The sequence below is a fragment of the Halorubrum sp. CGM4_25_10-8A genome, from assembly GCF_005435025.1.
Lineage (GTDB): Archaea > Halobacteriota > Halobacteria > Halobacteriales > Haloferacaceae > Halorubrum > Halorubrum ezzemoulense.
Map to the genome: position 1 here is coordinate 12,023 of NZ_SGTX01000016.1, position 24,791 is coordinate 36,813.

Genomic DNA, 24,791 nt, shown 5'->3' on the forward strand with positions numbered 1-24,791 from the left:
CGCGGTCGGATAATAGCTGTTGGTTTCAATCGGTGAAAAATAGAAACTACGACCGTAGTTAGCGTCGCACCGGCCGCGTTCAGCGCCGGACCGGCACGCCGCGCTCGTCGAGGAACGCCTTCGTCTCCGCGATCGAGTAGTCGCCGAAGTGGAAGATGGAGGCCGCGAGGCCGGCGTCGGCGTCCGCCTCGGTGAACACGTCGTACATGTCCTCGGGACTCCCGCAGCCGGAGGAGGCGATGAGCGGCGTCGACACGGCCTCACCGACCGCCTTCATCAGGGGGATGTCGTAGCCGTCCTTCGTACCGTCCTTGTCGATGGAGTTGACGAACAGCTCGCCCGCGCCGCGCTCCTCGGCCTCCTTCGCCCACGAGACAGCGTCGATCCCGGTTCTCTCGCGGCCGCCCTTCTTCGTACACTCGAACCACACCGTCTCCCCGTCCTCGTCCTCGTAGAAGTGCTCGCCGGCGTCGTCGTACCGCCGCCGCGCGTCGACGGAGATGACGATACACTGGCTGCCGAACGCGGCCGCGCCCTCCTCGATGAGCGCCGGGCGCTCCAATGCGCCGGTCGTGATCGAGACCTTGTCCGCGCCCGCCCGGAGCGTCTCCTTGATGTCCGCCTTGGTGCGGATACCGCCGCCGACCGTCAGCGGGATGAAACACTCGTCTGCGACCCGGTTCACCACGTCGAGCATCGTCTCGCGCCCCTCGGCGCTGGCGGTGATGTCGAGGAAGACGAACTCGTCGGCGCCCGCCTCGTTGTACTTCTTCGCCAGTTCGACGGGGTCGCCGGTGTACTCCAGGTTCTCGAAGTTGACCCCGGTGTACACCGCGGCGTCGCCGTCCTCGTCGAGGTCGACGTCGATACAGGGGATGATACGCTTCGTGAGTCCCATTCGTTGTCGGTTCGTTGACCGCGCCCTCGGTTAAAATGCGCGGGGCTCACTCGGCGTCGTCGATCGCGGCCCGCTCGCCGCCGTCCTCCGCTCCTTCCGTTTCGCCGCGGTCCCGCTCCGCCCGCCGGTCGTACTTCGCGACGGCGCGGTCGGCCCGCGTCGAGATGCCGTTCGGGTTCCGGGCGGGGCCGCGGTCCCGGCGCCGCGCGACCAGCCCGTCGGAGGTCCCGCCGGCGAGGCCTAAGAGTACGTCGCGCCCAGTCGCGGCCCACCGCGTGGGGGTCGACTCGCCGCGGACCACGTCCTTCGCCGCGGCAACCGCGTCGGCGAGCGCGTGCGACCCGGTCCGGAGGAGGGCCGTCGGGCGGGCGCCGTAGTTCTTCAGCAGCCGATAGGCGAGCCCCCGGTACTTCCAACCCCACTCGCTCGCGCTGCGTCCGCCGTCCGCCGCGGTCGGGGTCGGGAGCTCCTCCCGCGCGGCGAGTCCCGGCCGCCATGCCACCTCGCGGTCCATGCGGGCGAGCCGGTGCGCGGCGTCGCGCGCGCCGCCGACCCGGAGGTACTCGTCGAAGCCGTCGAGCTCGTCGAGGGCGTCCCGCCGGAACGCGACGTTCCCGCTCTCGAAGTAGGTAACGTTCTGCCCCGCGATCCGGCTACGCTCAGGCGCGCTCCGGTCGCCGGCGTCCGGGACGTCCGGAATGGCCGACCCGGTCTTCGCGGCGTCGGTCCCGCCCCCCGACTCCACCGCGTCCGCCTCGATTCCCGGCTCCGCGGCGCTCGTCCCGCCCGGCGGGATCGGCGTCACCGGCCCGGAGACCACGGGCGCCGCGTCGAGGCCGTCGTCGACCGCGTCGCGCCACCCCGGCTCGATCCGGTTGTCGTAGTCGACCAGCGCGACCGCGTCGCCCGTCGCAACCTCGATGCCGGCGTTACGGGCGACGTTCACCGTTCGGTCGGAGATCTCGACCAACACGTCGACGTCGTCGCGGTCGCGAACCATGCCGGTCGTGCCGTCGGCCGAGGGCCCGTTGACGACGATCACCTCGGCGTCGGGCGCGTCGGCCGCCAGCGCGTCGAGGCAGGCGGCCAACCGGTCCCGACCGTTGAGCGTCGGGACGACGACCGAGAGGTCCATACGTCTCGTTATCGGGGCGAGGAGGTAAAAAGGACTGCGTGTGTGTCCGGTCCGCGTCGGCTCCGAACCGATCGCGGGCCGGGGACAACGACGCGCGAGCCGCTCAGACGGTCAGGTAGTACACCTGCTTGCGCGCGTCCTTGAAGCTGTACCGCGAGTCGACGAGACCCTCCTCCTCGAGGCGGTTGAGCGCGTAGCGGACGGTGCGGTCGGGCAGCAGCGACTCGTCGGCGAGGCCGCCCTGCGAGAGGGGGGCGTCCCCTTCCAGCACCTTCGCCACGAGCTTCGCGCTCGGGGGGAGCTCGCGCAGGCGGTCGCGGTACTCAGACTCGGACAGGCGGTCTTGGTCAGCGGTCTCCGCGGGACTGGTACTCATGTCTCACACGAATCCCACGGGTAGTGGTAAAGGTTGGCTACATATAGGGGAATCCGCCTGTGATAATATAATGTGTTAATATCACGTCTCACCGGGCTATCATAGACGATCGATCAGGCGAGTTTTCCGGGGGCGGCCCGTCATTCACCCCGTGATCCCCGAGTCTCACGTCGACATCCTCGAAGCCGAGTCGTACGCCCACTTCGCGACCGTCGGGCCGGACGGCCTCCCGCACGTGACGCCGGTGTGGGTCGACCACGAGGACCGCGAGTACGTCCTTGTGAACACCGCCCGCGGGCGGCAGAAGGAGCGGAACGTCCGCGAGAACCCGAAGGTCGGCGTCAGCGTGCTCGACCCCGACGACCCGTACCGGTACGTCTCCGTCCGCGGCGAGGCCAAGCTGACCGAGGAGGGCGCGCGCGAACACATCGACGAGCTCGCGCGTCGGTACTTCGGCGTCGACGAGTACCCCCACCACGACGAGGAGGAGGGCGCGCGAGTCATCGTCAAGATTCCGGCCGAGAACGTCGCCACGAGCGGCTGACAGTCCGGGCTCTCGGCGAACGTTCGAGCGCTCGCCCCGACCGCCGTCGCGTCGAAGCCGACCGACCGCACCGGGGTCGGCGCCGGACCGCATCCAGTACGGTTTTGTCGGTCCGGCGTTCATCACGGACAACGTGAAGGGACAGGACTGGTACCAGGCCGACGAGGTCGCCGAAGAGTACGACGACGTCCGCTTTTCGGGAGGCGGGCGGCTCATCGACCGCCGGGAGAAGGAGGCCGTCCTCGCCGCGTTGGGGCCGATGGATCCGGGCCACCGCGTGCTGGAGGTCGCCTGCGGCACCGGACGGTTCACGACGATGCTCGCCGACCAGGGCGCGGACGTGGTCGGCCTCGACGTCTCCCGCGAGATGCTCGAACAGGCCCGCGAGAAGGTCGCCGCCGCCGGCCACGCCGACGCAGTCGAGTTCCTCCGCGGCGACGCCTCGCGGCTCCCGTTCCCGGACGACCACTTCGACACGGTCGTCGCAATGCGCTTCTTCCACCTGATGGACGACCCGGTCCCGTTCGCGGAGGAACTGCGCCGGGTCAGCCGCGATCAGGTGTTCTTCGACACGTTCAACAGCCGCAGCCTGCGGACGCTGTACACCTGGCTGCTCCCGATGGGCTCGCGGCTCTACTCGGAGCGACAGGTGGCCGCGATGCTCGGCGAGGCGGGTCTCACGCTCGCGAACGAGGAACACGACTTCGTGTTGCCGTACGGCTTCTACCGCGAACTCCCCGGCCCGGTCGCGAGGCCGTTCCGGGTCCTCGACGAGCTCGCGGGCGACACGATTCCGGGCGACTACGTCGCCTCGGTGTCGTACTGGGACGCTCGGGTGACGGACGAGGAGTGAGCGCGACGCGCCAGGCCTGTCCCGTCGACGACACCGCGGCCTGCCGTCTCGTTTTCACCGGGGCACTTCCCCGCTTCGCCGCCGGTCAGCCGGCCTCTTCGACGACCTCGCCGACGGCGAAGTTGGACTTCACTTCCGTCACTTCGATCTTCACGCGCTCGCCCACCTCGGTGTCGGGGACGATGATCACGTACCCCCGCTCGACGCGGGCGATCCCGTCGCCCTGCTTGCCGAGGTCCTCGATCTCGACGTACCGCATCTCACCCGGCTCGACCGGGGGCTGCGGCCCGTCGTCCGCTTGCGAGGCGGTCTCGTCGGCGTCGCCAGCCGACGCCTCGGTCCCGTCGCGGGCGACGAGCGCGACGCGGTACGTCTCGCCGGGCTCCAGCGATCCGGCGTCGATCTCTCGGTTCGGGACGTCGACGACGTACTCGCCGTCGTCCGTTTCGCGAACTTCCGCGCTGAACAGACAGAGGAGCTTCTCGGAGATTTCCATAGTAGACTCCATCGGAGGCTAGTCGCGGGCCAGTATAGTTGTACCGCCGACACAGTCAGGCCGGATCGACCCGCGTCGCGATCGGGACCGGATATACCCATCGCGCGTCGCGACGCTACTCCCTCCGGCCAACGAACGCGTCGACCAGCGCCGCCTCGCCCTTCCGGAGGTGTGCGCCCGCGGTCGACGGCGAGCAGTCGATCGCCGCCGCGACGTCCTCCACAGACCCGGTCCGCGGGACCTCGTAGTAGCCGACGCGGTTCGCGGCCCGCAGCGCCTCCCGCTGGCGTTCCGTGAGTCGCACCCCGGCCAGCCGCCGACCGCCCCCGTACGACCCGATGCGATCGACCTCGACGGTTATCGGGTCTGGCACGGCCGCGAGCGCGTCGCGCAGCTGCTCCGGCTGGCCGACCAGTCCGAACGACAGCCGGCCCGCCGGCCGGAACACGACGGGCGGGACCGAGAGGAACTCGGTGTCGACGAACGCGTCGAGGAACGTCTCCGTCGGCCCGCCCAGCCGCTCGTACGCCTTGAGGTAGAAGGGTGGCTCCCCCGGAGACGTCTCGAACCGCTCGATCGCGGCGATATCCCGCAGCCGGTCGAGGTACCGCTCGCGCGGGGCCGCGACCCGGAACAGCGTCGCGAGCGTCTCGTCGGGTAGCCGCCGCCACGTCACCAGCTCGCTCCGCCGGTCGTCGCCGCCGTCGAGGAAGTCGTGCATCGGGTGTCTGACTCCCGGCGGAAACTCGAAGTCGACGTGGACGTAGCGCATGGGTCACTCACGCGGTGCCGGTCGCTTCGTATTAAAATACACGGACAGATGCGTGCCAAGACTCAGTCCGCCGCGCCGCGGATCGATCCGTATGGGCGAGCAGCCGACGCGAGTCGACGACGCCGAACCGCCGCCGAGACGCACCCCCGACGACGCTGGTCGTTCGACCGATCGCGGCGCCGACGGCTCCAGCCCCGCGACCGATCGCGGCGCCGACGGCTCCGGTCCGTTGGCCGAGCGCGGCGCCGGCGCCGAACCCGACGCGCCGCGTCCGCCGGCGCCCGGGGGGCTTCCGCTGCTCGGAAACGTCCACGAACTGGCGAGCGACGCGCTCGGCTTCTACGGGCGCCGCGCCGCGGCCCACGGCGGCGTCGTCCGGTACGACGTGTTCGGGACGGAGAGCTACCTCGTCACCGATCCCGCGGCCGTCCGCCGAGTGCTCGTCGACGACCACGACCGGTACGAGAAGGGCGAGATGCCCCGATCCCGGCTCGGCGGGCTCCTCGGCGACGGCCTGTTCCTCGCGGAGGACGATGACTGGCGGGAGCAGCGGACGACCGTACGCTCCGCGTTCTTCCGCGAGCGGGTGGCCGAGTACGGCGACGCGATGGTCGACCACGCGCGCCGCGCGGCGGCGCAGTGGGACGACGGCGAAGTCGTCGACGTCCACGCCGCGGCGACAGACTACGCGTTCGCCGTCCTCGCCGAGAGCCTGCTCGGGAGCGACGTCGAACGGGAGCGCGAGACCGTGCGGGCGGCCGCCGAGAGCGTCACCGAGCGGTTCGACACCGGGCGGATGACCTCGTTCCTCCCGGAATGGGTGCCGACCCCGGCGAACCGTCGGTACCGGCGGCGGATCGGGGCGCTCCGGTCGACGATCCGAACGCTCGTCGCCGAGCGCCGCGCGGCCGGCCCGCCCGCCGACCCGGGCGCCGCGGACGACCTCCTCGGCACGCTCGTCGCGGCCGCGGAGCTCGGGGCGATGGGCGACGACCGGCTCGTCGACAACGCGGTGACGTTCCTGTTCGCCGGCCACGAGACGAGCGCGCTCGGGCTCACGTACGCGCTCTACTGTCTCGCCGACAGACCCGAATTTCAGGAGCGGGTCCGGCGCGAGGTCGCGGCGCTCGACGGCGACCCCCGCCCCGCCGACCTCGGGGCGTGCCCGGCGCTGACCGCGGCCGTCGACGAGGCGCTCCGGCTGTATCCGCCCGTCCACACCTTCTTCCGAGAGCCGACCGAGGCGGTGAGGCTCGGGGGATACCGCGTCCCCGCGGGGGTCGTCGTGACGCTCTCGCCGTGGGCGGTCCACCGCGACGGGCGGTGGTGGGACGACCCGACCGCGTACCGCCCCGAGCGCTGGCTGCGCGACGGGGCGGCGGGACCCGCCGACGGCGACGAGGCGGGAGGGCCCGTCCACGGCGACGAGGCTCCCGGTCCGGCGGTCGGTGAGCGCCCCGAGTACGCGTACTTCCCGTTCGGGGGCGGCCCGCGACACTGTATCGGGATGCGCTTCGCGAGACAAGAGCTCCGACTCGCGACCGCGACGCTGCTCCGGCGGCTGCGGCTGGAGCCGGTGACGACCGACCTCTCGGTGCGGGCGAGCGTGAACACGCGACCGGACGGACCGGTCCGCGTCCGCGTTCGCACGCTGGAGGAACCGCTCGACGCGAACGAGCCGTCCGATACCAGTTGACAAATACACATATGTACTTCGACAGAGATTCCTCGCGTATGGTCCGCTCAGACAGCAGCACGCGCCGTCGGATCGCCCTCGTCCTCGCGGCGGTGGCGCTCCTCTCGCCGCTCGCGACGGGAGTCGCGGCGGCCCAGTCGGTACAGAGCCCCTCCGGGTCAGTCGTCATCGCCGAGGGCGAGACGGTCGACGGCGTCGAGACCGTGGCCGCGACGATCGTCGTGCGCGGCACCGTCGAGGGGGACGTCTCCGGCGCGGCCGGGTCGATCCGGATCGCCGAGACGGGCCGCGTCGGCGGGAACGTTCAGGCCGCCGCCGGGACCGTCGTCGTCGAGGGGACGGTCGGCGGCGACGCCGAGGTCGGGGCCGGCTCCTTCGAGTTGACGGAGTCCGGGCGGATCGACGGCTCGCTCGACGTCGGCGCGGGCTCGATAACGGTCGACGGGGCGGTTGGCGGCGACGTCCGTGCGGGCGCCGACTCGGTCGTCCTCGGTCCGAACGCGGCCGTCGGCGGCGAGTTCCGGTACGACGCCGAGACGTTCACCCGGAGTCCGGACGCGTCGGTCGCCGGCGGCGTCGTGGAGGACCCGAGCCTCGGCGACGGCGGCGGGAGCGGGATCGCCGGCGGCGGTGACTTCCTGCCCTCGTGGGTCGGCACCGTCTACGGCGCCGTCGCCAACCTCGTACTGGGTTCGGTCCTCCTGTTCGCGTTCCCCCGATTCTCTCGGGGAGTCGGAGACCGCGTCGGCACCGACCCGCTCGTCAGCGGCGGGGTCGGGCTCCTCGCGCTCGTCGTCGCCCCGGTCGCCCTCCTGCTCCTCGCGATCACGATCGTCGGGCTCCCGCTGGCGCTCGTCGGCTTCGCGGCCTACGGCGTCGCGATCTGGGTCGGGTCCGTCTACGGACAGTACGCCCTCGGCTCGTTGATCCTCGGCCGGCTCGGCAGCCCGAGCCGGTGGCTCGCCCTGCTCGTCGGCGTCGTCGCGGTCGCGCTGATCGGGCTCGTTCCGTGGGTCGGCGGGATCGCGGAGTTGCTCGTCCTACTCCTTGGGCTCGGCTCGCTCGGGCTCGGACTGTACGACGGGTACCGCGGTCGCGACCGCGGAACCGACCCCGATCCGGGGGCAGTGAGCGTCGACTGACGGCGCGGTCCAGGTCGCGCTTTCGACGCCGACGCTCCCCTCCGTGGCGGCAAGGACTTTTTCTCACCCCGTCGAACCGGGGCGCATGGACGAGATGGACCTCCCGCGCGCCGCCGTGTCGCCCCCAATCGTCACGCCGTTCGACGCCGACGGCGGCGTCGACGCCGATGCCCTCGCGAACCACGTCGACGCGCTCGTCGAGGCCGGGCTCGACGGGATGGTCCCCTGCGGGACAACGGGCGAGTTCGCCAGCCTCTCCGACGGCGAGCGCCGGACCGTGGTCGAGGCGGTCGTCGACGCGGCCGACGGCCGAGTCCCGGTGATCGCCGGCGCGGCCGACACCGCGGTCTCCCGGGTCCGCGACCACCTGTCGGCCGCCGCGGCGGCCGGGGCCGACGCGGGGCTCGTCACCCTCCCGTACTACCACGCGTCGACCGAACCGGCGGGCCAGCGGGCGTTCCTCGAGGCCGTCGTCGACGACGCCCCGCTCCCGGTGCTCCTGTACGACATCCCGGCGACGGTCGGCGAGTCGATCGACCTCGACGCCCTCGCCGGCCTGGCGCGTCGCGAGTCGGTCGTCGGCATGAAGGACACGACCGGCGACCTCACCGACCTCGAAGCGAAGGTCGCCGCGACGCCGGACTCCTTCGCCGTGTTCCAGGGCGTCGACGCGCAGCTCTACCCGAGCGCGAGCATCGGCGTCGACGGCGGGATACACGCCCTCTCGCAGGTGATCCCGGAGGTATTCGTCGCGCTCGCCGAGGCGATCCGCGACGGGGACGACGACCGCGCGCTTGCGTGCCATCGCCGCGCGGTCGCACCGCTTTTCGCCCGCTGCGCCGACCACGGCTTCGCGCCGGCGACGAAGGTCGCGGCCGCGCACCGCGGGTTCGTCCCCGACCCCCGCGTCCGGCCGCCGCTCACGCTCCCGGACGACGCCGAGCGCGAGCAGATCCGCGCGGACGTGGACGCGGCGCTGGACGTGGTCTGAGAACGCTGCGGACGGGCCCTCCGAACGACCGCGCCCGCGCCCGCACCTCGCCCGCTACCCGTCGCCGATCAGTGTCCCGTCGGCCGCCTTCGGGCCCTCGGAGTCGAAGACGACGACATCGCCGTCGGTCCGCTCGCGGGCGGTCGGGTCGTAGCCGTCGCGGACGCCGATCGCCTCCTCCAGTTCGCGCACCGCGCGCTCTTTCAATGCGGCGGCCAGCTCCTCGGCGTCATCGCGGGAGATGTCGCGGCCGAGCCCCTCGCACTCGTGGGCGCGGACGACGCCCGCCTCGTCGACGGCCTCGCCCATCGGCTGGCTCGTCCCGTTGAGGGCGACGCTGAACGGGTAGGTCCGGCAGATCAGCGGCCGGGCGTCGTGGACCGTACACGCGCCCTCGCCGTCCGACTCCTCGTAGAAGGTACAGTCGCCGCAGCCGTCGGTCGCGAGCGCCCACTCGAACGTCTCGCCGCGCGGCTCGCCGTCGGCGTCCGGTTCCAGCCCGAACGGCATCGGTCGGGCCACGTCGCGCCAGTCGTACGCCTCGCCGGACTCCGCTTCGGCGGCGTCGGCGACCCGGCGGACCTCGTCCGGGAAGACGGTCGCGGTGTGGGGCTCGCGGTCGCCGTCGTCGTCGTGACAGCCCGACTCGGAACCGGCACCGTCGCGACAGCCCGACTCGGTCTCGTCGACTCCCTCACCCGCGGGCGCACCGCCCGGCTCGTCGGGGGCGTAGCCGGTACAGCAGCCGCCACAGCGCGTACACTCGAAGCCGATGGACTCGATGGCGTCCGCGAGATCGGCGACGTCGAGGTCGCGGGCGGCGGCGAGTTCGGCTTCGAGCGGTTCCATACGCCTCGTTGCGACGCCTCGCGGTTAACCTCGTCCCTTCCGATCACCGGGGCGCCTCGGTGGCAGGCGCGCTCCGGGCGAAGGAGCGAAGTGCGGCCGCTGCCTACCGAGGGGGCGTGAAGGAGTACGAGCGAAAACAGCTCCTAGAACGAGTCAACCGGGAGTCCTCGACGGTCGGCGTCGAAATCCCGGAGTCGATCGAGATCCAGGGCGAGGCGATCGACCTCCGGTCGTTCGTCTTCGAGATCAAGCGCCGCGACTCGATTCCGCCCGGCGAGCGCGACCGCGTCGACCGCGCGAAGCGGAACCTCCGTCGCGAGCGCCTCGACCGGCTCGAACCGATCGAGGAGAACGAGGTGAGCTACGAGGAGGGCGAGGCGCTGGCGTCGTCGATCATCGGGATCGACCGCGCGCTGGAGGCGCTGGAGGGGCTCGACGCCCCCGATCCGGAGACGGAAGCGAAGCGGCAGGAGGCCGCGGACCGGAAGCGCTGGATGAACTTCCTGAAGAAGGCGCTCGGCCGCGACGACGCCGGCGGCGGCGGTCGGACGCGCTTCTGATCGGGGCGCGGCGTCGGCGGCGCTCGCCGGCTGAGGGCTCAGTTCCCAGTGAAGTCGATCCGCGAGCCGCTGCCGTCGCCCTTCCCGGCCGAGGGGCCGAGCCGGACGAACTCGTAGGCGTCGTCGTCGAGGTACACCGCGTCGTCCGCCACCGCGACGCCCACCGACTCGAGGACGGCCCCCTCGCAGGGCCCGAAGTTACAGTAGCCGCCGTCGGCCTCGAACGTGGCCCCGTGCTTCTGGCAGAACACCTCGCCGTTGCGCACGAAGGCCCCGTCGTCCTTGTCGAGGCGCACGTCCGTCCAGTGCTGGCAGTAGTTCCGGAACGCGCGCACCTCGCCCGCGGCCCGGGTGAGGACCGCCTCGACCTCCGGCGCGCCGTCCTCGCCCTCGCCGAGGTCGCCCTCGCCCTCGTCGACCGCCTCGGAGTCGACAGGGCGCAGCGTCGCGAGCAGCGTGCTCTCCTCCGGGACCTCCTCGACGCCGGCGATCCGGCGGCTCTCGTCCATGTCCGTGGGAGGCCGGCGACCGGCTTGAACGTTGCGCGTTCCCCGGCCGCCGCCCGTCACAGCCGCTCACCGTCGTAGTACCGCTCTTCGACGCGCCGGTCGAACAGCCGCGAGAGGAGCGTCGTGAGCGGGCCGGCGACCCCCTCGCCGTCGCCGTCGACCGCGATGCCGTCGACGGTCGCCACGGGGCGGACCTCCCACGTGGAGTTCGTGAGGAATGCCTCGTCGGCTTCGCGGACCGCGTCCGGCGCGTACGTCCCCTCCTCGACCGGGATCCCCTCCGACTCCGCGAGTTCGATCACCGTCGTCCGGGTGACGCCGGGCAGGATCGGTCCGTCCAGCGAGGGCGTCTTGAGCGCTGTCCCGTCGGCGAAGAAGAGGTTCGCGGTCGCGCCCTCCGCGACGTTGCCGTCGGGGTCGAGCATGAGCGCCTCGTCCGCGCCGGTGACGCGGAGTTCGAGCCGGGCCAAGATTCCGTTGAGGTAGTTGTGCGTCTTCGCCGCGGCCGGGAGCGCGCGGCTCGCGGGCTTGCGCGTCTTGGTCGTCTGGAGCGCGGCGGGCCCGCCGTGGACCGGATCGCTCCCGACGCCGCCCCGGGGGAGCGGCTTCGCGATGACGACCACGGTCGGGTCGACCTCGGGCCGCGGGTCGAGCGTGCCGGGCTGCGTCCCGCGCGTGATCGAGAGCCTGACGTAGGCGTCCGCGAGGTCGTTCGCGGCGAGCGTCTCGTCGACGCGGCGTTTCAGCTCCGCGTCGGTGATCCCGTGGTCGAGCTTCAGCGTCTCGCAGGTGTCGGCGAGCCGGGCAGCGTGCGCGTCCCACCGGAAGACGTCGCCGCCGTACGCGCGCATCGTCTCGAAGGCGGCGTCCCCGTAGGCGAACCCGCGGTCCTCCACCGAGACGGTCGCCTCCGCGGCCGGGACGAGGTCGCCGTCGACGTGGTACAGTCGCTCGCCGTCGCCGGTCGCCGCCGAGCGGTCGGTGTCGTCACTCATGCTCTTCGCACACCTCCACGAAGTTCCGGACCATGCGCTTCCCGCGCGGCGTGAGGATGCTCTCGGGGTGGAACTGGACGCCGACGTGCGGCTTCTCGCGGTGGCGCACGCCCATCACGACCTCGCGCTCCTCGTCGGTTCGCGCGGTCTCGACCAGCTCGTCCGGGAGGGCCTCGCGCTCGACGGAGAGCGAGTGGTACCGCCCGACGCGGAGCCGGTCGGGAAGGCCGGCGAAGACGCCCTCGCCGTCGTGGGTTATCGTCGAGGGCTTCCCGTGGACGACCTCCGGCGCGTGGCCGACCCGACTCCCCCGGCTCGCGCACAGCGCCTGGTGGCCGAGACAGACGCCGAACACCGGGCGGTCGAGCGCGAAGACGGCCGTCGAGACGCCCGCCTCAGCCGGGGTTCCCGGCCCGGGCGAGACGACGACGCCGTCCGGGTCGAGCGCGCGGATCCCCGCGAGGTCGACCGCGTCGTTGCGGCGCACCGTCACCGCGCCGGCGACCTCGCCGACGTACTGGACGAGGTTGTACGCGAACGAGTCGTAGTTGTCGACGACGAGCACCCGCGCGTCGGCGTCGCCAGCGCCGGGACGCCAGCCGGCTCCCGCCGCCGCGGGCTCCGAATCGGGCCCAGCGCCCGTCTCGGCCTCGTCCACCGTCATCGCTCCGCCACCCCCTCAGCGGGTTCGTCGACCGCCATCTCGCCGGCGACGAGCGCCTCGTCGACCGCGCTCACCAGCGCCCGAGCCTTCGCGAGCGTCTCCTCGTACTCGGCGTCCGGGTCGGAGTCATGGACGATCCCGGCCCCGACCCGGAGGTGGTACTCGGCGGCGCGGCGCACGAGCGTCCGGATGACGATGTTCAGCGTCGCGCGTCCGTCGAACCCGGCCGCGAACATCGACCCGGTGTACGGGCCCCGTCGGGTCGGCTCCAGCTCGTCGATGATCTCCATCGTCCGGGGCTTGGGCGCGCCCGTGATCGTCCCGCCGGGGAAGCAGGCCGCGACCGCGTCCGCGAGCCCAACGTCGGGCCGCGCCTCCCCCTCGATCAGGCTCACGAGGTGCATTACCTCGCTGTAGCGGTCGACGCGGCGGTACTCGCTCACCTCGACGGTACCGAACCGCGACACCTTGCCAAGGTCGTTGCGTTCCAGGTCGACCAGCATCGCGTGTTCGGCGCGCTCCTTCTCGTCGCCGGTCAGTTCGGTCTCCAGCCTGGCGTCCGCCGCCTCCGTCTCCCCGCGGGGGCGCGTCCCCGCGATCGGTTCGGTGACGAGGCGGGCGCCGCGGTCGGGGTCGTCGGTCGGCTCGCGCTCCAAGAGGAGCTCCGGGCTCGCGCTCACGAGGTCGACTCCGCTCGGGCGCTCGCCGAACTCGACCAGCCCGGAGTACGGGGCCGGGTTCACCGTCCGCAGGGCGTCGTACGCGTCGAGCGGGTGGACCGCGGCGGGCGCGGTCAGCCGCTGGGAGACGTTCGCCTGGAACGTGTCGCCCTCGCGGACGTACGCTTTGACCCGGCGGACCGCGTCGGCGTACCCCTCGCGGCCCACGTCGCTCTCGAAGGTCGCGCCGGCCGCGGCCGGGTCGGGCACTGGCCCCGAGCTCGGGTCTCCACCCTCAATACGGTCTATCAGCGCCGCCGCCCGCTCGACGCCCCCGTCGAACACCGTGTCGAGCGCGTCGCGGTCGGCGTCGGGGTCGTCGAGTCCTGCCGGGACGCGCGGACAGGCGGTGACTCGGAGCGTGACGGACTCGGAACCGCCGTCGGCGTCGACAGGGCACTCCCACGCCGCGATCCGGTCGAAGAGCGCGGCCTGGAGCCGCGGGAGGCCGCGGTCGTCGACCGCTCCGGGACCGTCGGACGCCGGCGGCGGGAAGTCCTCCAGCTCGCGGGCGGCGTCGTAGGAGAGCCAGCCGAACGCGCCGCACGGGTACGGCACGTCGCAGTCGCCGCGGGCCAGCGTCTCGCCGTCGAGGAGTCCCTCTAGCGCCGTCAGCGAGGGCGACGGGCGCCGGTAGTCGCCGGTGGAGGCCGTCCGCGCGTCGCCGCCCGACCCCTTCTCCTCGCCGCTCGCGGTCGCGACGACCGCCTCGTCGGAGACGGTCAGCCGCTCGACCGGGTCGACGCCGAAGTAGCCCCATCCGGACTGGCCGCCGGTCGTCTCGTAGAAGACGCCGCCGGGGCCGCGCCGCGCCCGGCGGTAGGCCGCGAAGGGGTCGTCGACGTCGACCCGGAGTTCGACCGGGACCCGGGCGCCGTCCGGCGCCGCGGCCGCGACCGCGCGGAACCGGCCCCGGTCGGTGCGTACCGTTCGGTTCATGCGACTCTGTTCGGCGGTGGCGGTGAAACAGTTGCGGTCGACCGGACCCGTCCCGGCCGTCAGAACTCGCTCGCGCGGTCGATCCACGTCGCGGCGCGCTTCTCGCCGACGCTCGTCCCCTCGGCCACGGCGGCCGCGTCCGCCGCGGCGAGATCGTCTATCGTCTCGATCCCGATCCCGGCGAGGCGCTCGGCGTACGCCGGGCCGATGCCCTTGATCTCCTCGACACTCGGCCCGCGGTCGTCGCCGTCGACCGCGACTGCGTCCTCCTCGCCGGCCGCGGCCTCCGCCTGTTCAGCCGCCTCGTCGGTCGCGGCCTCATCGGGCTCGGACGCCTCGCCGTCGACGAGCGACCCGGTCGAGGCGGCGGCCTCCGTCTCGGCGGCGACCGCTTCCGCGTCGGCCTCGGCGTCCCCGTCGTCGGCGTCGGTCGTCGCAGGGTCCCCCTCGTCCGCGGCGGCCGCCGACTCGCTCCCGGCGGCCGGCTCCGTAGCCGTCGCGTCAGCGGCCGGTTCCGACTCCCGCTCGACGGTCACTTCTGTCTCGCCGGACTCCCGCTCGCTCGAACCGCTCCCGAAGCCGAGCTTCTCTTTGAGCTTCTGAAGTAGGGCCATTGCCCGCGGCTACACGTGCGAGATATTTAAAAACCGTCGCCGGGATCCGGTCGTCCCGTCTCGCGTGTTTATAAGTGGGATCGGGCCGTTCCGGCGGTATGGACGTTCTCAACCCCGTGATGTGGTCGGTCCACGTCGGCTTTGCCGTCCTCTGGGTCGGCAGCGTGCTGTTCGTCACCCTCGCGATTCTCCCCGCCGCGCTCCGGGGCGACATCGGCACGACCGCGCTCGGTTCGGTCGTCGGTCGGCTGCGCTGGATCACGCGGATCGGCGCCCTCGCGTTCGTCCTCACCGGCGGTCACATGGCGGGGACGCTGTACACCTTCGAGGGGCTGACGGGAACGCCCCGCGGCCACCTCGTGTTGACGATGCTCGGCCTGTGGTTCGTCGGCACCGGCCTCGTCGAGGTCGCCGGCTCGAAGCTGGCCGACGGGCTCGACGTCGACAAGCTCCGCGAGCCCGCCCGCGACGCCAAGCCGTTCCTCTACGGCGCGTCCGCCGTCTCCGTCGGGCTCATCGTCACGGCGGGGCTACTCGCCAGCCCGGGACTGTTCTGAGGAGCGCGAGCGGCGGCGGTCGCTGACGGATGTCCGCGCCGCACCGGCCGGGCTACGCCTCGAAGAGCCGCTCGGCGTCGTCCGCCTGTCGGCGGTAGATCCCGCGCCCCTTCAGCCGCGGCACCTCGTGGCGGTGGAGCCGCTCCGCCGCCGTGTCGTACACGAGCGGGAAGACGTTCGTCCGCCCCCTCGCGACCGTGAATCCGGACATCGCCCCGAGGAGCGACGCGTCGGGGTCCGGCGTCGCGAACGTCACGTAGCCGATCGGGGTGGCCGACTCGCCGCCGTCAGCGCGTTCGGGTCGGGCGTCGATCCGGTCGACGAGCACGTCGCGGAACGCCGACGCGGTGTCGACGAGCGTCTCCGCGTCCGTCTCGTCCGCCTCGACGAGCGCCGCGAACACCGCCACGTCGCCGAGCGTGTCGTCCGTCTCGCGAGTCTCCCACAGGTGGTCGAGTCCGTCTACGTCCGCGTCGACCGCCTCGAAGCCGTGTCGGCGGCGGTTCGCGGCGACCGCCTCCCGGTAGGTTGGGATGTCCATAGGTCGTCCACGATCCGCATGGTAAAAAATGACACAGGTAGCTCCGGACCGGAAGGCGTCCGCGAGACCCGGCGTCTTCCGCGTCGGGTATATACCACTCTATATCCCTCTTAGAAACCCTTAATCGGGCGTGACGGGACGCGCAGGTGTGAGCGAAGACGACGTCGCCACGTTCGGGTTCGTCTGTGTACAGAACGCCGGTCGTAGCCAGATGTCGGCCGTGTTCGCCGAACGCGAGCGCCGCGAGCGCGACCTCGGCGACCGCGTGGAGGTCGTCACCGGCGGGACCCACCCCGCGGACGAGGTCCACCCCGAGGTCGTGGCGGCGATGGCGGAGGTGGACATCGACCTTTCCGACCGCGTCCCCCGCGAGGTCTCGACCGCGGAGCTCGACGCGTGCGACGTGGTCGCGACGATGGGCTGTTCGACGCTGACGCTCCCGGACGGCGTCGAGGGGCGCGACTGGGCGCTCGACGACCCGCACGGGCAGGATATCGATCGTGTCCGGGATATCCGCGACGAGGTCGAGGGGCGCGTGCGCGACCTCTTCGATGAGTTCTTTGGCGAGGAGTAGGCGGCTCCGGCCGCGTATCCGTGCGACTCGGGGGTTTCTCTCGCCGCAGGATAGTCCCGGGCGGATTCGAACCGCGAGGACTCGCTTCGCTCGTCCTCTGGGCTCGAATCAATTCGGACACCTGCGGCTCGCGGAGTTGCTCGCCGCAGGATAGTCCCGGGCGGATTCGAACCGCCGTCAATGGCTGACTTCGGGCATCCGACGGGCGTTCTTGGTGGAACACCCGACAGCCGCGCGTGAGCCGCAGACGCGGACGGATTCCCTCCAAAGGCCATTATGATTGGCCACTACACCACGGGACTTCGTATTCGGCTAACCGACGGGCACTCAAGTACGTTACTCTCCGCGACGAGACTGGGACGGCCCCGGCTACGCCCCCTCCTCGATCCGGTCGAACCGCTCCGCGAAGTTCTCGCGACAGGAGCCGCAACAGAAGTGGTACAGCGTCCCGTCGATCCGGGCCGACTCCCCCTCGGCGGTGACGGTGTTGCCGCACTCGACGCACTCGACCGCGAGGTCCGCGTCGCCGACCGCGGGCGACCACTCGTGGGCGTCGAGCAGCCGCACCGACAGGTCGCGCACGGCCGCCAGTCCGACCGCGTCGTCGACGAGGTCACGAGCGGTCCCCTCCTCGACGCGCGCGACGACCGTCACCTCGCCGTCTGCGGTGAGGAACGCGTGCTCGACGCGCTCGTGGCTCGCGACCGCCGCGTGAACGCGCTCGGCGTCCGCGGGCGCGACAGCGAGCGTCGCGAGGACCCGCAGCCCGTCGGAGAGCGCGTCACCGTCGATCCGAAGCGTGAACCCCTCGATGACGCCCACCTCGCGTAGTCGGTCGACCCGGTCCGACACCGCGGGCGCGGAGAGGTCCACGCGCTCGGCGATATCGCTGTACGGGCGCCGCGCGTCGGCCAGCAGCAACCGGATGATCTCCCGGTCCGTCTCGTCGAGCGTTCGCATGGGCGAGCGTTCGCCCGGCGCGGGCAAAAGGCGTCCGGGAGGGGCGGGCGGTCGCGGGACCCGGTCGGCGTCGGGAACACGGGACGGTGGCGGGGAAACCGGTCGGCGTCGGGGGCGACGGAAAGGCAGTTGTGCCCGGGACGCGAACGGGCGCCCATGACGACGATAGACGTCGACGGGATGTCGTGTACCGGCTGCGAGGACAACGTGACCGACGCGCTCGGCGAGCTGCCGGGCGTCGAGTCCGCGAGCGCGGACCACGAGGCGGGCACCGCGACCGTCGAGGGCGACGTGGACGTGGACGCGGTCGTGGCCGCCATCGAGGACGCCGGCTACGAGGCGTCGGCGTAGGAGACCCGACGTGCGGACGGAGCACCGCACACCCCGAACCGCCGACTTTTTTCGCCCGAGCGCGCTCGCCGAGACATGGACAGCGTACTCGTCACCGGGGGCGCGGGCGGCGTCGGCGCGTGGACGGTCGACGCGCTCGCCGACGCGGGCCGCGAGGTGGTCGCCGTCGACCGCGAAGCGCCGCCGACTGAGGAGCGCCGGGACGGCGTCGACTACGTGGCGGCGGACCTCACCGACTACGGCGAGACGCGACAGGTGGTCGACGCGGCCGCGCCCGACGCGGTCGTCCACCTCGCCGCGATCCCGCACCCCGAGGACCACGCCGGGTCGCGCGTGTTCGCGAACAACGTCGAGAGCGCGTACAACGTCTTCGACGCCGCCGGGGCCGCGGGCGCGCGGATCGTCTGGGCGTCGAGCGAGAGCTGCTACGGCACGGTCTTCGCGGCGGACGACTGGCTGCCCGACCGGCTCCCGATCGACGAGGAGACGCCGACCCAGCCCGAGGACCCGTACGGCCTCTCGAAGGTCGTCGGCGAGGAGGTGGCCGCCGCGGCGGCCCGCCGACACGGCGTCCCCGCCGTCTCGCTGCGCCTCTCGTGGGTCACGTTCCCGGGCGACGAGCGGCGCCGCGAGGCGCGCGAGACGTTCGACCCCGCGACCGCGGCCCCGAGCGGGAACTGCTGGTCGTACGTCGACGTGCGCGACGTGGTCGCGGCGGTCGAGGCCGCGATCGACCCCGAAACAGCGGTCGACGGCCACGAGGCGGTGCTGATCGTCGCCGCGGAGAACTTCCTCGGTCGCGACACCGCGGCGACGATCGAGGCGGTCCGCGGCGAACTCCCCGCGGAGTGCGACCTCGACGGCGACGAGTCGATTTTCGACTGCTCGAAGGCGAAGCGCCTGCTCGGGTGGGAACCGGGCCACTCGTGGCGCGACGGCGCAGAGCGGGGAGCGGAACGCGACGACGGGTGATCGAGGCGGGGGGATCGCGGTCGAGCCGGGGTGTTCGGGGGACGTCAGGCTCAGTCGTCGGCCGGGTCTTCCGAGTCGGCCGCGTCACCCGGCGAGTCGCCGTCCTCGGCGGGCGCCGCGCCGGCCGCGGTCGAGTCCGCACCCTCGGTCATGGCCGTCATCGAGTCGGCGGCGCCGACCGCTCCCGCGTCGTCGACCGTCTCCTCATCGCCGATCGCTCCCTCACCGCCGACCGTGTCCTCGTCGGCAGTGTCACCGTCCTCGACCGTCGGCTCGGGCGGGCGATAGGTATAGACGAACTCCCCGGCGACGGCGTGGAACGCGCCGGTCTCGGGGTCCTCCACGACGCCGGTGTCGTTGTCGATCGCGAAGTCGACGAGGTCGCGGAGCGACCCCGCCTCGGCGGTCGGACGCTCGTGGACCGACGCGGGGAGGCGGAACGTCGTGATCCACTCCGCGAACTCGGAGCGGTCGTCGCGGTACGAGAGGTACGCGCGCTCCGCGGGCGTGAGCGCGAGGTCGAACTCCCGCGTCGCGTACGCGGTGCCGCCGGCGCCGACGAGCCCCGCGAGCAGGAGGAGGGGACCCCCGAGCGACCGGAGCACGCCGTACTCCCGCTCGACGCTCACCGACTCGGTCCGCTCGGTTGTGTCGGACCGGACGCCGGGCTCGGAGACGGAGTAGGTGTCGCCCCCGTGCGTGACCGTCATGTCGAGCGTCTGCGTCGACGCGGTCGGAACCCCGCCGATCGACCCGTCGACGGCCACCTCGGTCGTGACGAACGTCTCCGTCTCCCCCGGCGAGGCGCCGAGCTGCTCTTCGATCGACGCCACGCGCCCGTCGATCGCGGTGCTGTTGAGTTCGAAGGAGGCGTCCACCGTCTCGCCGGGCGCGACGTTGGCGGCCGTCTCCGACGCGATCGGTTCCGTCTCGCGCCAGTAGACGGTCCCCTCATCGCCGACGTTGCGGATGACGAGCGCGGAGTCGAGCTGGACGGTGACGTTCTCCGCGGTCGACGCCGCGTAGCTCGTCGTCACGTTCACGTCGAGCTCGGGCGCGATCCGCGTGAAGTACGTGTCGCGGCCGTCCAGCACCGCGCCGGTCTCGAAGACGGTGTTCGGCTCCGTCACGGTCGCGCTGTGGCGGTACTCGCTTTCGACGGTCAGCGAGGAGACCGTCCGGCGCTCCGTCTCCGTGCCGGGGTCGACGTGCGTCGTGTACACGAGCCCCGCGCCGGCCGCGGCGAGGAGGAGGCAGACCGCGAGGATCGCGGCGGACTGTGCGTTCAGCACGGCGCGGAGTCTGAGTCGACGTTCGTTTGGTTCTGAAGACATGTGTTACCTGTAGAGCTCGCGGAGGAGTCGCTTGTAGAGCGGGGGGCGCTCGCGGGAGTCGCGAGACCGGATCCGCGCGGGCTCGCCGCGTAAGAGCAGGAGGCCGACGCCGACGATACCGCCGCCGAGCAGCCCGTTTATTGCGACGAGCGGCGCCCAGGGGTGGACGCCGTACAGCTCGTCGACGATGCCGGGCGGCAGCACGGCGAGGTAGCGGTGTTCGACGACGAACAGCCGATAGTATCCCGTCTCGTCGGGCGCGGACAGCGTCACCGTCGTCGAGGCCTCGCCGCGACTGGCGACCGAGAGCCGCTCCGGCTCGACGTCGACGCCCGGGCTCGCCGGCGTGACGTACGCGTACACGGGGACGAGCCCCGCGTTGGGGACGACGTACTCGATCTCTTGGCTCGTGCCGCGCTCGATGACGGTCGGGTTCTCGGACTCGAACTCGGCGCTCACGACGCCGTACTCCTGCGTGCCGGCCGGGAGGACCATCGCCGCCGTCGCGGTGGCCATCAGCACCAGCGCCAGCGCGCCGAGGATCGCCAGCACGGAGGTGCCGTCGTCGCGCGACCGGTCGCGCGAGTCGCGGTCGCGCGAGCCGGCGTTGAGATACCAGTCGACCGCGTAGGCGACGAGCGACAGCCCAAAGATGATGTACGCGAGCCCCTGCGTTCCCTGGAACGAACGGACGCCGAACGTCACCGCGAGCCACGTCTGGACGGACTGTAACGCGGACTGGAACCCCATAGCGACGGTCCCGAGGTGCGGGATCACGACGACGCTGCCGCCGATCTGGAGCGCCTTCGCCACCACGTCCGCGTCCTGAACGACCGGCTCGCCGCCGTCCTGATCGGTGAACGGGTTGTTGTCTCCCCGAGTGATGTAGCCCCGCTCGGCCTCCTCGACGACCCGGTGGGTCGTCAGCCCGCCGCCCTGGATCTCCTGTGCCTCGAACGTCACCACGTCGCCCGGCCCGATCCCGCCCGCGAGCTGTGCCGGGATCGCTACGAACCCGTCGCCGGGAGCCAGCGTCGGCTGCATGCTCCCGGTCTCGACGTAGCTGAGGAGGACCGGTTGGCCGAGGAGCTGTCCGACGACCAGCGAGACGACGACCAGCACCGCGGCCGCTTGGAGCGCGACGGACAGCGTTCGTTTGAGTGACATGGTGTCGAACTCGGCTCGGAGACGGACTCGGGGCGGCGACCGCCGCGAGGCGGTACCTGTCGCACGGCCGTCAGGTAGTCGTCGATCGCTGAACGGCGGCGTGTCCTTATAACTTCGTGGGTGGCGGCGAACCGGATCGGGCGGCCGCCGTCGGCCCTACTCGTCGAAGGCGCCGGCGGCGAGCAGCGCGAACGGGCCGATGAACCCGAGGCAGAACCCGAGCAGGTGGACGTACAGGTTCACGACGCTCCCGCCGCCCGAGGGGTCGGACGGGAAGCCGACGACGGGGTAGCCGACGGCCACCAGCCCGCCGACGACCAGCAGTTCCCCGTAGCCGGGACGCGACGCGACGGCGGCCGCGTGCGTCCGGACCGCGGGCGGGAACCGGACCTCGCTGCTGGCCGCGTACAGCACCGCGAGGAGCGCGCCCGCGACGCCGATCGCCAGCCCCGCGACCCCGATGCCCGTCGTCGAGACCGGCAGCGCGAGGAGCGCGATCCACCCGACGAGCGCGAAGAAGACCGCCGGCAGCGCGCGCAGCGAGGCCGCGGGCGCGAAGTGTTCGCGGGCGTAGCAGTACCACAGGATCGGGAGCAGTCCGGCGAGCGCCATGTTGATCCCGGAGAAGCCGAAGCCGATCGCGTCCCGCGGGACGGCGAGGTTCAGCGCGGACAGCGCGAACGGGAAGGCGCCGAGGTACGTCGCGAGCGACGTGAAGAAGAGCCGCCGTCGCCCGCCAAGGACGGCGAGCGCGTAGCCGACGCCGGCGAGGAGCCCGTATCCGACGAGGTTCCCGAGGAGGTGATCGGTTCCGAGGTGGACGTAGTGCGCCGCGAACGCCGACGGCACCGTCGGGTCCGCGTACGCGAACGCGAGCGAGCGGCGGGTCGCCTCCGGCAGCGCGAAGACCGCGAGCAGGACCGCGGGCACCGCGAGCAGGACGAGCAGGTCGGTCGCGCGGACGCCGGCGAGCATCTCCTGACTGAACGTGCGGTCCGGCCGACTACCGTCGACGGAGCGATCCGACGGGCCGCCGTCGACGGAGCGATCGCGCTCGTCGGTCGCAGACGTGCTCACGGCCCGTGGGTCGTCGACCAGCGGTTAAGACCTGTCGGCGCGCGCCCCGGATGCGGCCCGGGGCTCACGACCGCGGCATCCGGCGGAACAGCGCGAGTCCGGCCACCGCGAGGGCGAGCGCGGCCAGCAGCCCGCCGAGTTCGACGAACTCGATCCCCCCGGGTTCCTCGGTCGGCCCGGCCTCGGTGTCGGCGGCGCTACTCGCCGCATCGGAGCCGCTCGCCGTCTCGGCGCTCTCCCCGTCGCCGCCAGTCGCCTCGGAGTTACTCCCCTCACCGCCCGCCGGGTCGCCGCCGGGGTCGCCGACGAGCAGGGTCCCGGCGGGGGTCCCGCCGACCGCGAGGTCGTACGCGCCGGCGGCCGAGACCGTCTCGTCGAACGAGAGCGTCGCCGTCTCGTTGGGCGCGAGCGCGACCGTCTCGCTCGCGACCGAGTTACCGTCGGCGGTCAGCGTCACCGCGCGCTCGCCCGCCGCGCCGCCCCCGTTTCGGACGGTCGCCCGGACGGTGACGTTCTCGCCGGGGTCGATCGCCTCGGGCGCGACCGTCGCCGCGGTCACGTCGAACCGGGGCTCGCGCGTCGCGACCGCGAACGTCGAGAACTCGGTCGTCGTCGCGCGGAAGTGGACGCGGTCCTCGGGGAGCCCCAGGATATCGACGACCGCCTCGTCGACGACCTCGACCGACACCGCCTCCCAGTCGCCCGCGTCCGTCTGCCGGTAGAGCGTCACGTCCGCGGGGTCGGTCCCGGTCGCGTTGAGGTAGTCCCGGTCCGCGCTGAGCCGGATCGTCATCGCGTCGACCGCGTCGGGCGCGAACTCGTGCGCGAGCGAGAGGTACCCGACCGGACGGGGACGCGTGGGCGCGGTCAGCGCGCTCCCGTTCGCGAAGGGGACCGGGCTCCCCGCTGCGTTCAGCTCGACGCGATCGTTCCGGACGCCCGCCAGGTCGATCCCCTCCAGCGTGACGTTGTCGCGGTCGATGGGCATCCCGTCGGCCCGGAACCGGACCTCCGCACCGGACTCGACGCCGCTCGCGACGAACTCGCGGCGGTCCGCGCTCGGCGAGGCGACCGTCTTTGTCGGGCCCCCGTCGGCGGTCCCCTGAGTCGACGCGCCCGTCGCGGTCGCCTCCACTTCCTCGGGCTCCGCGATCTTCGCCTCGATCGAGAACTCGTCGGCGCCCAGCTGCGCCCCGGCGGCCGTCCCGCGCGTGTCGAGTTCGAGCCCGATCGTGACGGTCTCGTTCGGCGCGAGCGTGACGTTGTTCGCCTCGCCTTCGATCGAGTCGCCGCCGGCGACGAAGGTGACGTTCTCGCTGGCGTACTCGATCCAGACGCGCGCGTACTCGTCTGCCGTGTACGTGACCGTGAACACGTCGTCGATCGTTCCCGTCGAATCGACGTTCACGCCCTTGAAAGAAGGATCCTCGATGTTCGGGTTCGACGCCGACACGTCGATCGCGATCTCGTCGTCGTCATTTAAATAGGCGTACTTGCCGTTCGGGCCGTCGGCCGGCTGGACCGCGAGATCGCCGTCAGCGACGGTGTCGGCCGGGCCGTCGATCACCGCCGCGCCCGTGGCGAACGCGAGCGCCCCTGCGGCTACGAGGAGGAGTGAGAGGGTCAAAATGCGGCGGAAGGTCGACATAGGTAGCTATGCTAGCAGTATGTACTCCATTAGGTTGGTTATGCTGTGTGTGAAAGTGTTCTGGTTCAGATTGAAGTCAATAAGTCAGTCAAATATATTGTCTGACTCCGGATATTTTGATAAGCCTATCATAGATTAATTCCCGTTCGCCTGTAAGCTGTTTCCATCCTCGCGGCGTGAGTTAGGGTTGTTCGCTGGGGTAACGCTATTGTCGTCGTTGACGCCCCCGCCGATACTGTTTTTGGCAACGATAGTGATCGAATCGAGAAGCGTATCGTCGGCGGAGATGTCGGCCTCGGGGACGCCGTCGTTCGCAGGGCGCAGGTGGCGCTCGTCAGTCGCCTCTGCTGCGTCGCCGTCCCTAGTGTCGATGCGGACCCCGATCGGAACGTCCTCGCCGACTTCGAGGCCAACCGTCCCGCCGTTGGCGAGGCTGAAGACGCCGTTTCCGCGAGGCACGTACGTTGCGGGAGGATTGTCCTGACCGGATTTGACGTGTTCCCGCCCGATAATGAACGTGACAGCCTCGGTGTACTCACCGGTCTTGTCGATCCGGAATCCGACCTTTTGCGTCCCCTGGTTCCGGACGACGAATATGTCCTCAACGCGGGTTAGCGCGTCGTCGTTCACCCTGTCGAGGTGAACCGCGAGCTGCCCGTTCTCCGTTCGCGCGTAGTCTCCGTTCGGGCCTGAAGCCGGCTCTAACGCCAGGTACGCCTGCTCATCCCCAGCCACACTGACCGTTACAGTCCGGTCGGCGCTCACGCTGGTGAACGCACCGCTGCCTGCCGCCACGGAGGTGCCTGTCACCGTCACACCAGGCGTGGGAGGGAATTTGCGTCGGTTCATACTCTGTCC

General features: G+C 71.6%; 28 protein-coding genes and 1 tRNA gene. 10 read left to right on the top strand and 19 right to left on the bottom strand.

What is annotated here, in order from left to right:
* Positions 1–79: 79 nt before the first annotated feature.
* The 3 genes from hisF to EXE52_RS14485 all read right to left on the bottom strand — a co-directional run bounded on the left by hisF (position 80) and on the right by EXE52_RS14485 (position 2,409).
* Positions 80–898, bottom strand: a complete 819-nt coding sequence (gene hisF, locus EXE52_RS14475) for an imidazole glycerol phosphate synthase subunit HisF (RefSeq protein ID WP_089307972.1) — start codon at positions 896–898, stop codon at positions 80–82.
* 46 nt (positions 899–944) lie between these two features.
* Positions 945–2,033: a glycosyltransferase gene (locus EXE52_RS14480; RefSeq protein ID WP_089307973.1), complete on the bottom strand. Its 1,089-nt coding sequence runs from the start codon at positions 2,031–2,033 to the stop codon at positions 945–947.
* 103 nt (positions 2,034–2,136) lie between these two features.
* Positions 2,137–2,409, bottom strand: coding sequence for a helix-turn-helix domain-containing protein (locus EXE52_RS14485; RefSeq protein ID WP_008004753.1), 273 nt, complete (start codon positions 2,407–2,409; stop codon positions 2,137–2,139).
* A 151-nt stretch (positions 2,410–2,560) separates the two neighbouring features.
* Here EXE52_RS14485 and EXE52_RS14490 point away from each other — a divergent pair, with 151 nt between their 5' ends.
* Both EXE52_RS14490 and EXE52_RS14495 read left to right on the top strand, forming a co-directional pair.
* The gene (locus tag EXE52_RS14490) at positions 2,561–2,953 is read left to right on the top strand and encodes a PPOX class F420-dependent oxidoreductase (RefSeq protein ID WP_049932365.1); all 393 of its coding nucleotides are present in this window, start codon (positions 2,561–2,563) and stop codon (positions 2,951–2,953) included.
* 133 nt (positions 2,954–3,086) lie between these two features.
* The gene (locus EXE52_RS14495) at positions 3,087–3,806 is read left to right on the top strand and encodes a class I SAM-dependent methyltransferase (RefSeq protein WP_049932363.1); all 720 of its coding nucleotides are present in this window, start codon (positions 3,087–3,089) and stop codon (positions 3,804–3,806) included.
* Positions 3,807–3,891: 85 nt separating this feature from the next.
* Here the strand turns inward: EXE52_RS14495 and EXE52_RS14500 are convergent, their stop codons facing one another.
* A complete protein-coding gene (locus EXE52_RS14500) occupies positions 3,892–4,302 on the bottom strand; it encodes a TRAM domain-containing protein (RefSeq protein WP_049932362.1) in 411 nt (136 codons plus the stop codon).
* 115 nt (positions 4,303–4,417) lie between these two features.
* Positions 4,418–5,074 (bottom strand): helix-turn-helix domain-containing protein, encoded by a 657-nt coding sequence (locus EXE52_RS14505; RefSeq protein WP_089307974.1) that lies wholly within the window; start codon positions 5,072–5,074, stop codon positions 4,418–4,420.
* 91 nt (positions 5,075–5,165) lie between these two features.
* On the opposite strand from EXE52_RS14505, the gene EXE52_RS14510 reads away from it, so the two are divergent.
* From EXE52_RS14510 to EXE52_RS14520, 3 genes are all read left to right on the top strand, one after another.
* Positions 5,166–6,770, top strand: a complete 1,605-nt coding sequence (locus tag EXE52_RS14510) for a cytochrome P450 (RefSeq protein WP_089307975.1) — start codon at positions 5,166–5,168, stop codon at positions 6,768–6,770.
* A gap of 38 nt (positions 6,771–6,808) precedes the next feature.
* The gene (locus tag EXE52_RS14515) at positions 6,809–7,912 is read left to right on the top strand and encodes a polymer-forming cytoskeletal protein (protein ID WP_089307976.1); all 1,104 of its coding nucleotides are present in this window, start codon (positions 6,809–6,811) and stop codon (positions 7,910–7,912) included.
* Between the two features lie 85 nt (positions 7,913–7,997).
* Positions 7,998–8,903 carry a dihydrodipicolinate synthase family protein gene (locus EXE52_RS14520; protein ID WP_049932357.1) on the top strand — a complete coding sequence of 302 codons (906 nt, stop codon included), beginning with the start codon at positions 7,998–8,000 and terminating at the stop codon, positions 8,901–8,903.
* A gap of 54 nt (positions 8,904–8,957) precedes the next feature.
* Here EXE52_RS14520 and EXE52_RS14525 read toward each other — a convergent pair whose 3' ends face one another.
* Complete coding sequence (locus tag EXE52_RS14525) at positions 8,958–9,752, bottom strand: YkgJ family cysteine cluster protein (RefSeq protein WP_049932355.1); 795 nt, start codon at positions 9,750–9,752, stop codon at positions 8,958–8,960.
* 116 nt (positions 9,753–9,868) lie between these two features.
* On the opposite strand from EXE52_RS14525, the gene EXE52_RS14530 reads away from it, so the two are divergent.
* Complete coding sequence (locus EXE52_RS14530) at positions 9,869–10,312, top strand: DUF5788 family protein (RefSeq protein ID WP_049932494.1); 444 nt, start codon at positions 9,869–9,871, stop codon at positions 10,310–10,312.
* Between the two features lie 38 nt (positions 10,313–10,350).
* Here the strand turns inward: EXE52_RS14530 and EXE52_RS14535 are convergent, their stop codons facing one another.
* The 5 genes from EXE52_RS14535 to EXE52_RS14555 are packed head-to-tail and all read right to left on the bottom strand — an operon-like array spanning position 10,351 to position 14,752.
* Positions 10,351–10,821, bottom strand: coding sequence for a Rieske 2Fe-2S domain-containing protein (locus EXE52_RS14535; protein ID WP_049932353.1), 471 nt, complete (start codon positions 10,819–10,821; stop codon positions 10,351–10,353).
* A 56-nt stretch (positions 10,822–10,877) separates the two neighbouring features.
* Positions 10,878–11,816 carry an aminotransferase class IV gene (locus EXE52_RS14540; RefSeq protein ID WP_049932352.1) on the bottom strand — a complete coding sequence of 313 codons (939 nt, stop codon included), beginning with the start codon at positions 11,814–11,816 and terminating at the stop codon, positions 10,878–10,880.
* The gene (locus tag EXE52_RS14545; protein ID WP_241897931.1) at positions 11,809–12,480 is read right to left on the bottom strand and encodes an aminodeoxychorismate/anthranilate synthase component II; all 672 of its coding nucleotides are present in this window, start codon (positions 12,478–12,480) and stop codon (positions 11,809–11,811) included. Before EXE52_RS14545 ends, EXE52_RS14540 begins: the two co-directional genes overlap by 8 nt.
* Positions 12,477–14,138 (bottom strand): anthranilate synthase component I family protein, encoded by a 1,662-nt coding sequence (locus tag EXE52_RS14550; protein WP_089307977.1) that lies wholly within the window; start codon positions 14,136–14,138, stop codon positions 12,477–12,479. Before EXE52_RS14550 ends, EXE52_RS14545 begins: the two co-directional genes overlap by 4 nt.
* Positions 14,139–14,197: 59 nt before the next feature.
* Positions 14,198–14,752, bottom strand: a complete 555-nt coding sequence (locus EXE52_RS14555; RefSeq protein WP_089307978.1) for a helix-hairpin-helix domain-containing protein — start codon at positions 14,750–14,752, stop codon at positions 14,198–14,200.
* A gap of 98 nt (positions 14,753–14,850) precedes the next feature.
* Here EXE52_RS14555 and EXE52_RS14560 point away from each other — a divergent pair, with 98 nt between their 5' ends.
* Entirely contained in the window at positions 14,851–15,309 is a 459-nt protein-coding gene (locus EXE52_RS14560) for a hypothetical protein (RefSeq protein WP_049932345.1), read from the top strand.
* 52 nt (positions 15,310–15,361) lie between these two features.
* Here the strand turns inward: EXE52_RS14560 and EXE52_RS14565 are convergent, their stop codons facing one another.
* Positions 15,362–15,850, bottom strand: coding sequence for a hypothetical protein (locus tag EXE52_RS14565; RefSeq protein ID WP_049932342.1), 489 nt, complete (start codon positions 15,848–15,850; stop codon positions 15,362–15,364).
* A 148-nt stretch (positions 15,851–15,998) separates the two neighbouring features.
* On the opposite strand from EXE52_RS14565, the gene EXE52_RS14570 reads away from it, so the two are divergent.
* Positions 15,999–16,424, top strand: a complete 426-nt coding sequence (locus EXE52_RS14570) for a low molecular weight phosphatase family protein (protein WP_086217014.1) — start codon at positions 15,999–16,001, stop codon at positions 16,422–16,424.
* A 151-nt stretch (positions 16,425–16,575) separates the two neighbouring features.
* On the opposite strand, the gene EXE52_RS18310 is transcribed toward EXE52_RS14570, so the two are convergent.
* Positions 16,576–16,726 (bottom strand) — tRNA-Gln (locus EXE52_RS18310).
* Positions 16,727–16,793: 67 nt separating this feature from the next.
* On the bottom strand, positions 16,794–17,384 hold the full coding sequence (locus tag EXE52_RS14575; protein WP_089307979.1) for an AsnC family transcriptional regulator: 591 nt from the start codon (positions 17,382–17,384) through the stop codon (positions 16,794–16,796).
* 156 nt (positions 17,385–17,540) lie between these two features.
* Between EXE52_RS14575 and EXE52_RS14580 the strand changes: the two genes are divergently transcribed.
* Both EXE52_RS14580 and EXE52_RS14585 read left to right on the top strand, forming a co-directional pair.
* A complete protein-coding gene (locus EXE52_RS14580; RefSeq protein ID WP_007344879.1) occupies positions 17,541–17,735 on the top strand; it encodes a heavy-metal-associated domain-containing protein in 195 nt (64 codons plus the stop codon).
* Between the two features lie 75 nt (positions 17,736–17,810).
* Positions 17,811–18,707, top strand: a complete 897-nt coding sequence (locus tag EXE52_RS14585; RefSeq protein ID WP_089307980.1) for an NAD(P)-dependent oxidoreductase — start codon at positions 17,811–17,813, stop codon at positions 18,705–18,707.
* A gap of 50 nt (positions 18,708–18,757) precedes the next feature.
* Here EXE52_RS14585 and EXE52_RS14590 read toward each other — a convergent pair whose 3' ends face one another.
* From EXE52_RS14590 to EXE52_RS14610, 5 genes are all read right to left on the bottom strand, one after another.
* Complete coding sequence (locus EXE52_RS14590; protein WP_049932335.1) at positions 18,758–20,041, bottom strand: DUF5305 domain-containing protein; 1,284 nt, start codon at positions 20,039–20,041, stop codon at positions 18,758–18,760.
* Between the two features lie 3 nt (positions 20,042–20,044).
* Positions 20,045–21,208 carry a signal peptidase I gene (locus EXE52_RS14595; protein WP_089307981.1) on the bottom strand — a complete coding sequence of 388 codons (1,164 nt, stop codon included), beginning with the start codon at positions 21,206–21,208 and terminating at the stop codon, positions 20,045–20,047.
* A gap of 156 nt (positions 21,209–21,364) precedes the next feature.
* The gene (locus EXE52_RS14600) at positions 21,365–22,285 is read right to left on the bottom strand and encodes a hypothetical protein (RefSeq protein ID WP_049932333.1); all 921 of its coding nucleotides are present in this window, start codon (positions 22,283–22,285) and stop codon (positions 21,365–21,367) included.
* Between the two features lie 64 nt (positions 22,286–22,349).
* A complete protein-coding gene (locus tag EXE52_RS14605) occupies positions 22,350–23,933 on the bottom strand; it encodes a CARDB domain-containing protein (RefSeq protein WP_089307982.1) in 1,584 nt (527 codons plus the stop codon).
* A 135-nt stretch (positions 23,934–24,068) separates the two neighbouring features.
* Entirely contained in the window at positions 24,069–24,782 is a 714-nt protein-coding gene (locus EXE52_RS14610; protein WP_137703836.1) for a hypothetical protein, read from the bottom strand.
* Positions 24,783–24,791: the final 9 nt, after the last annotated feature.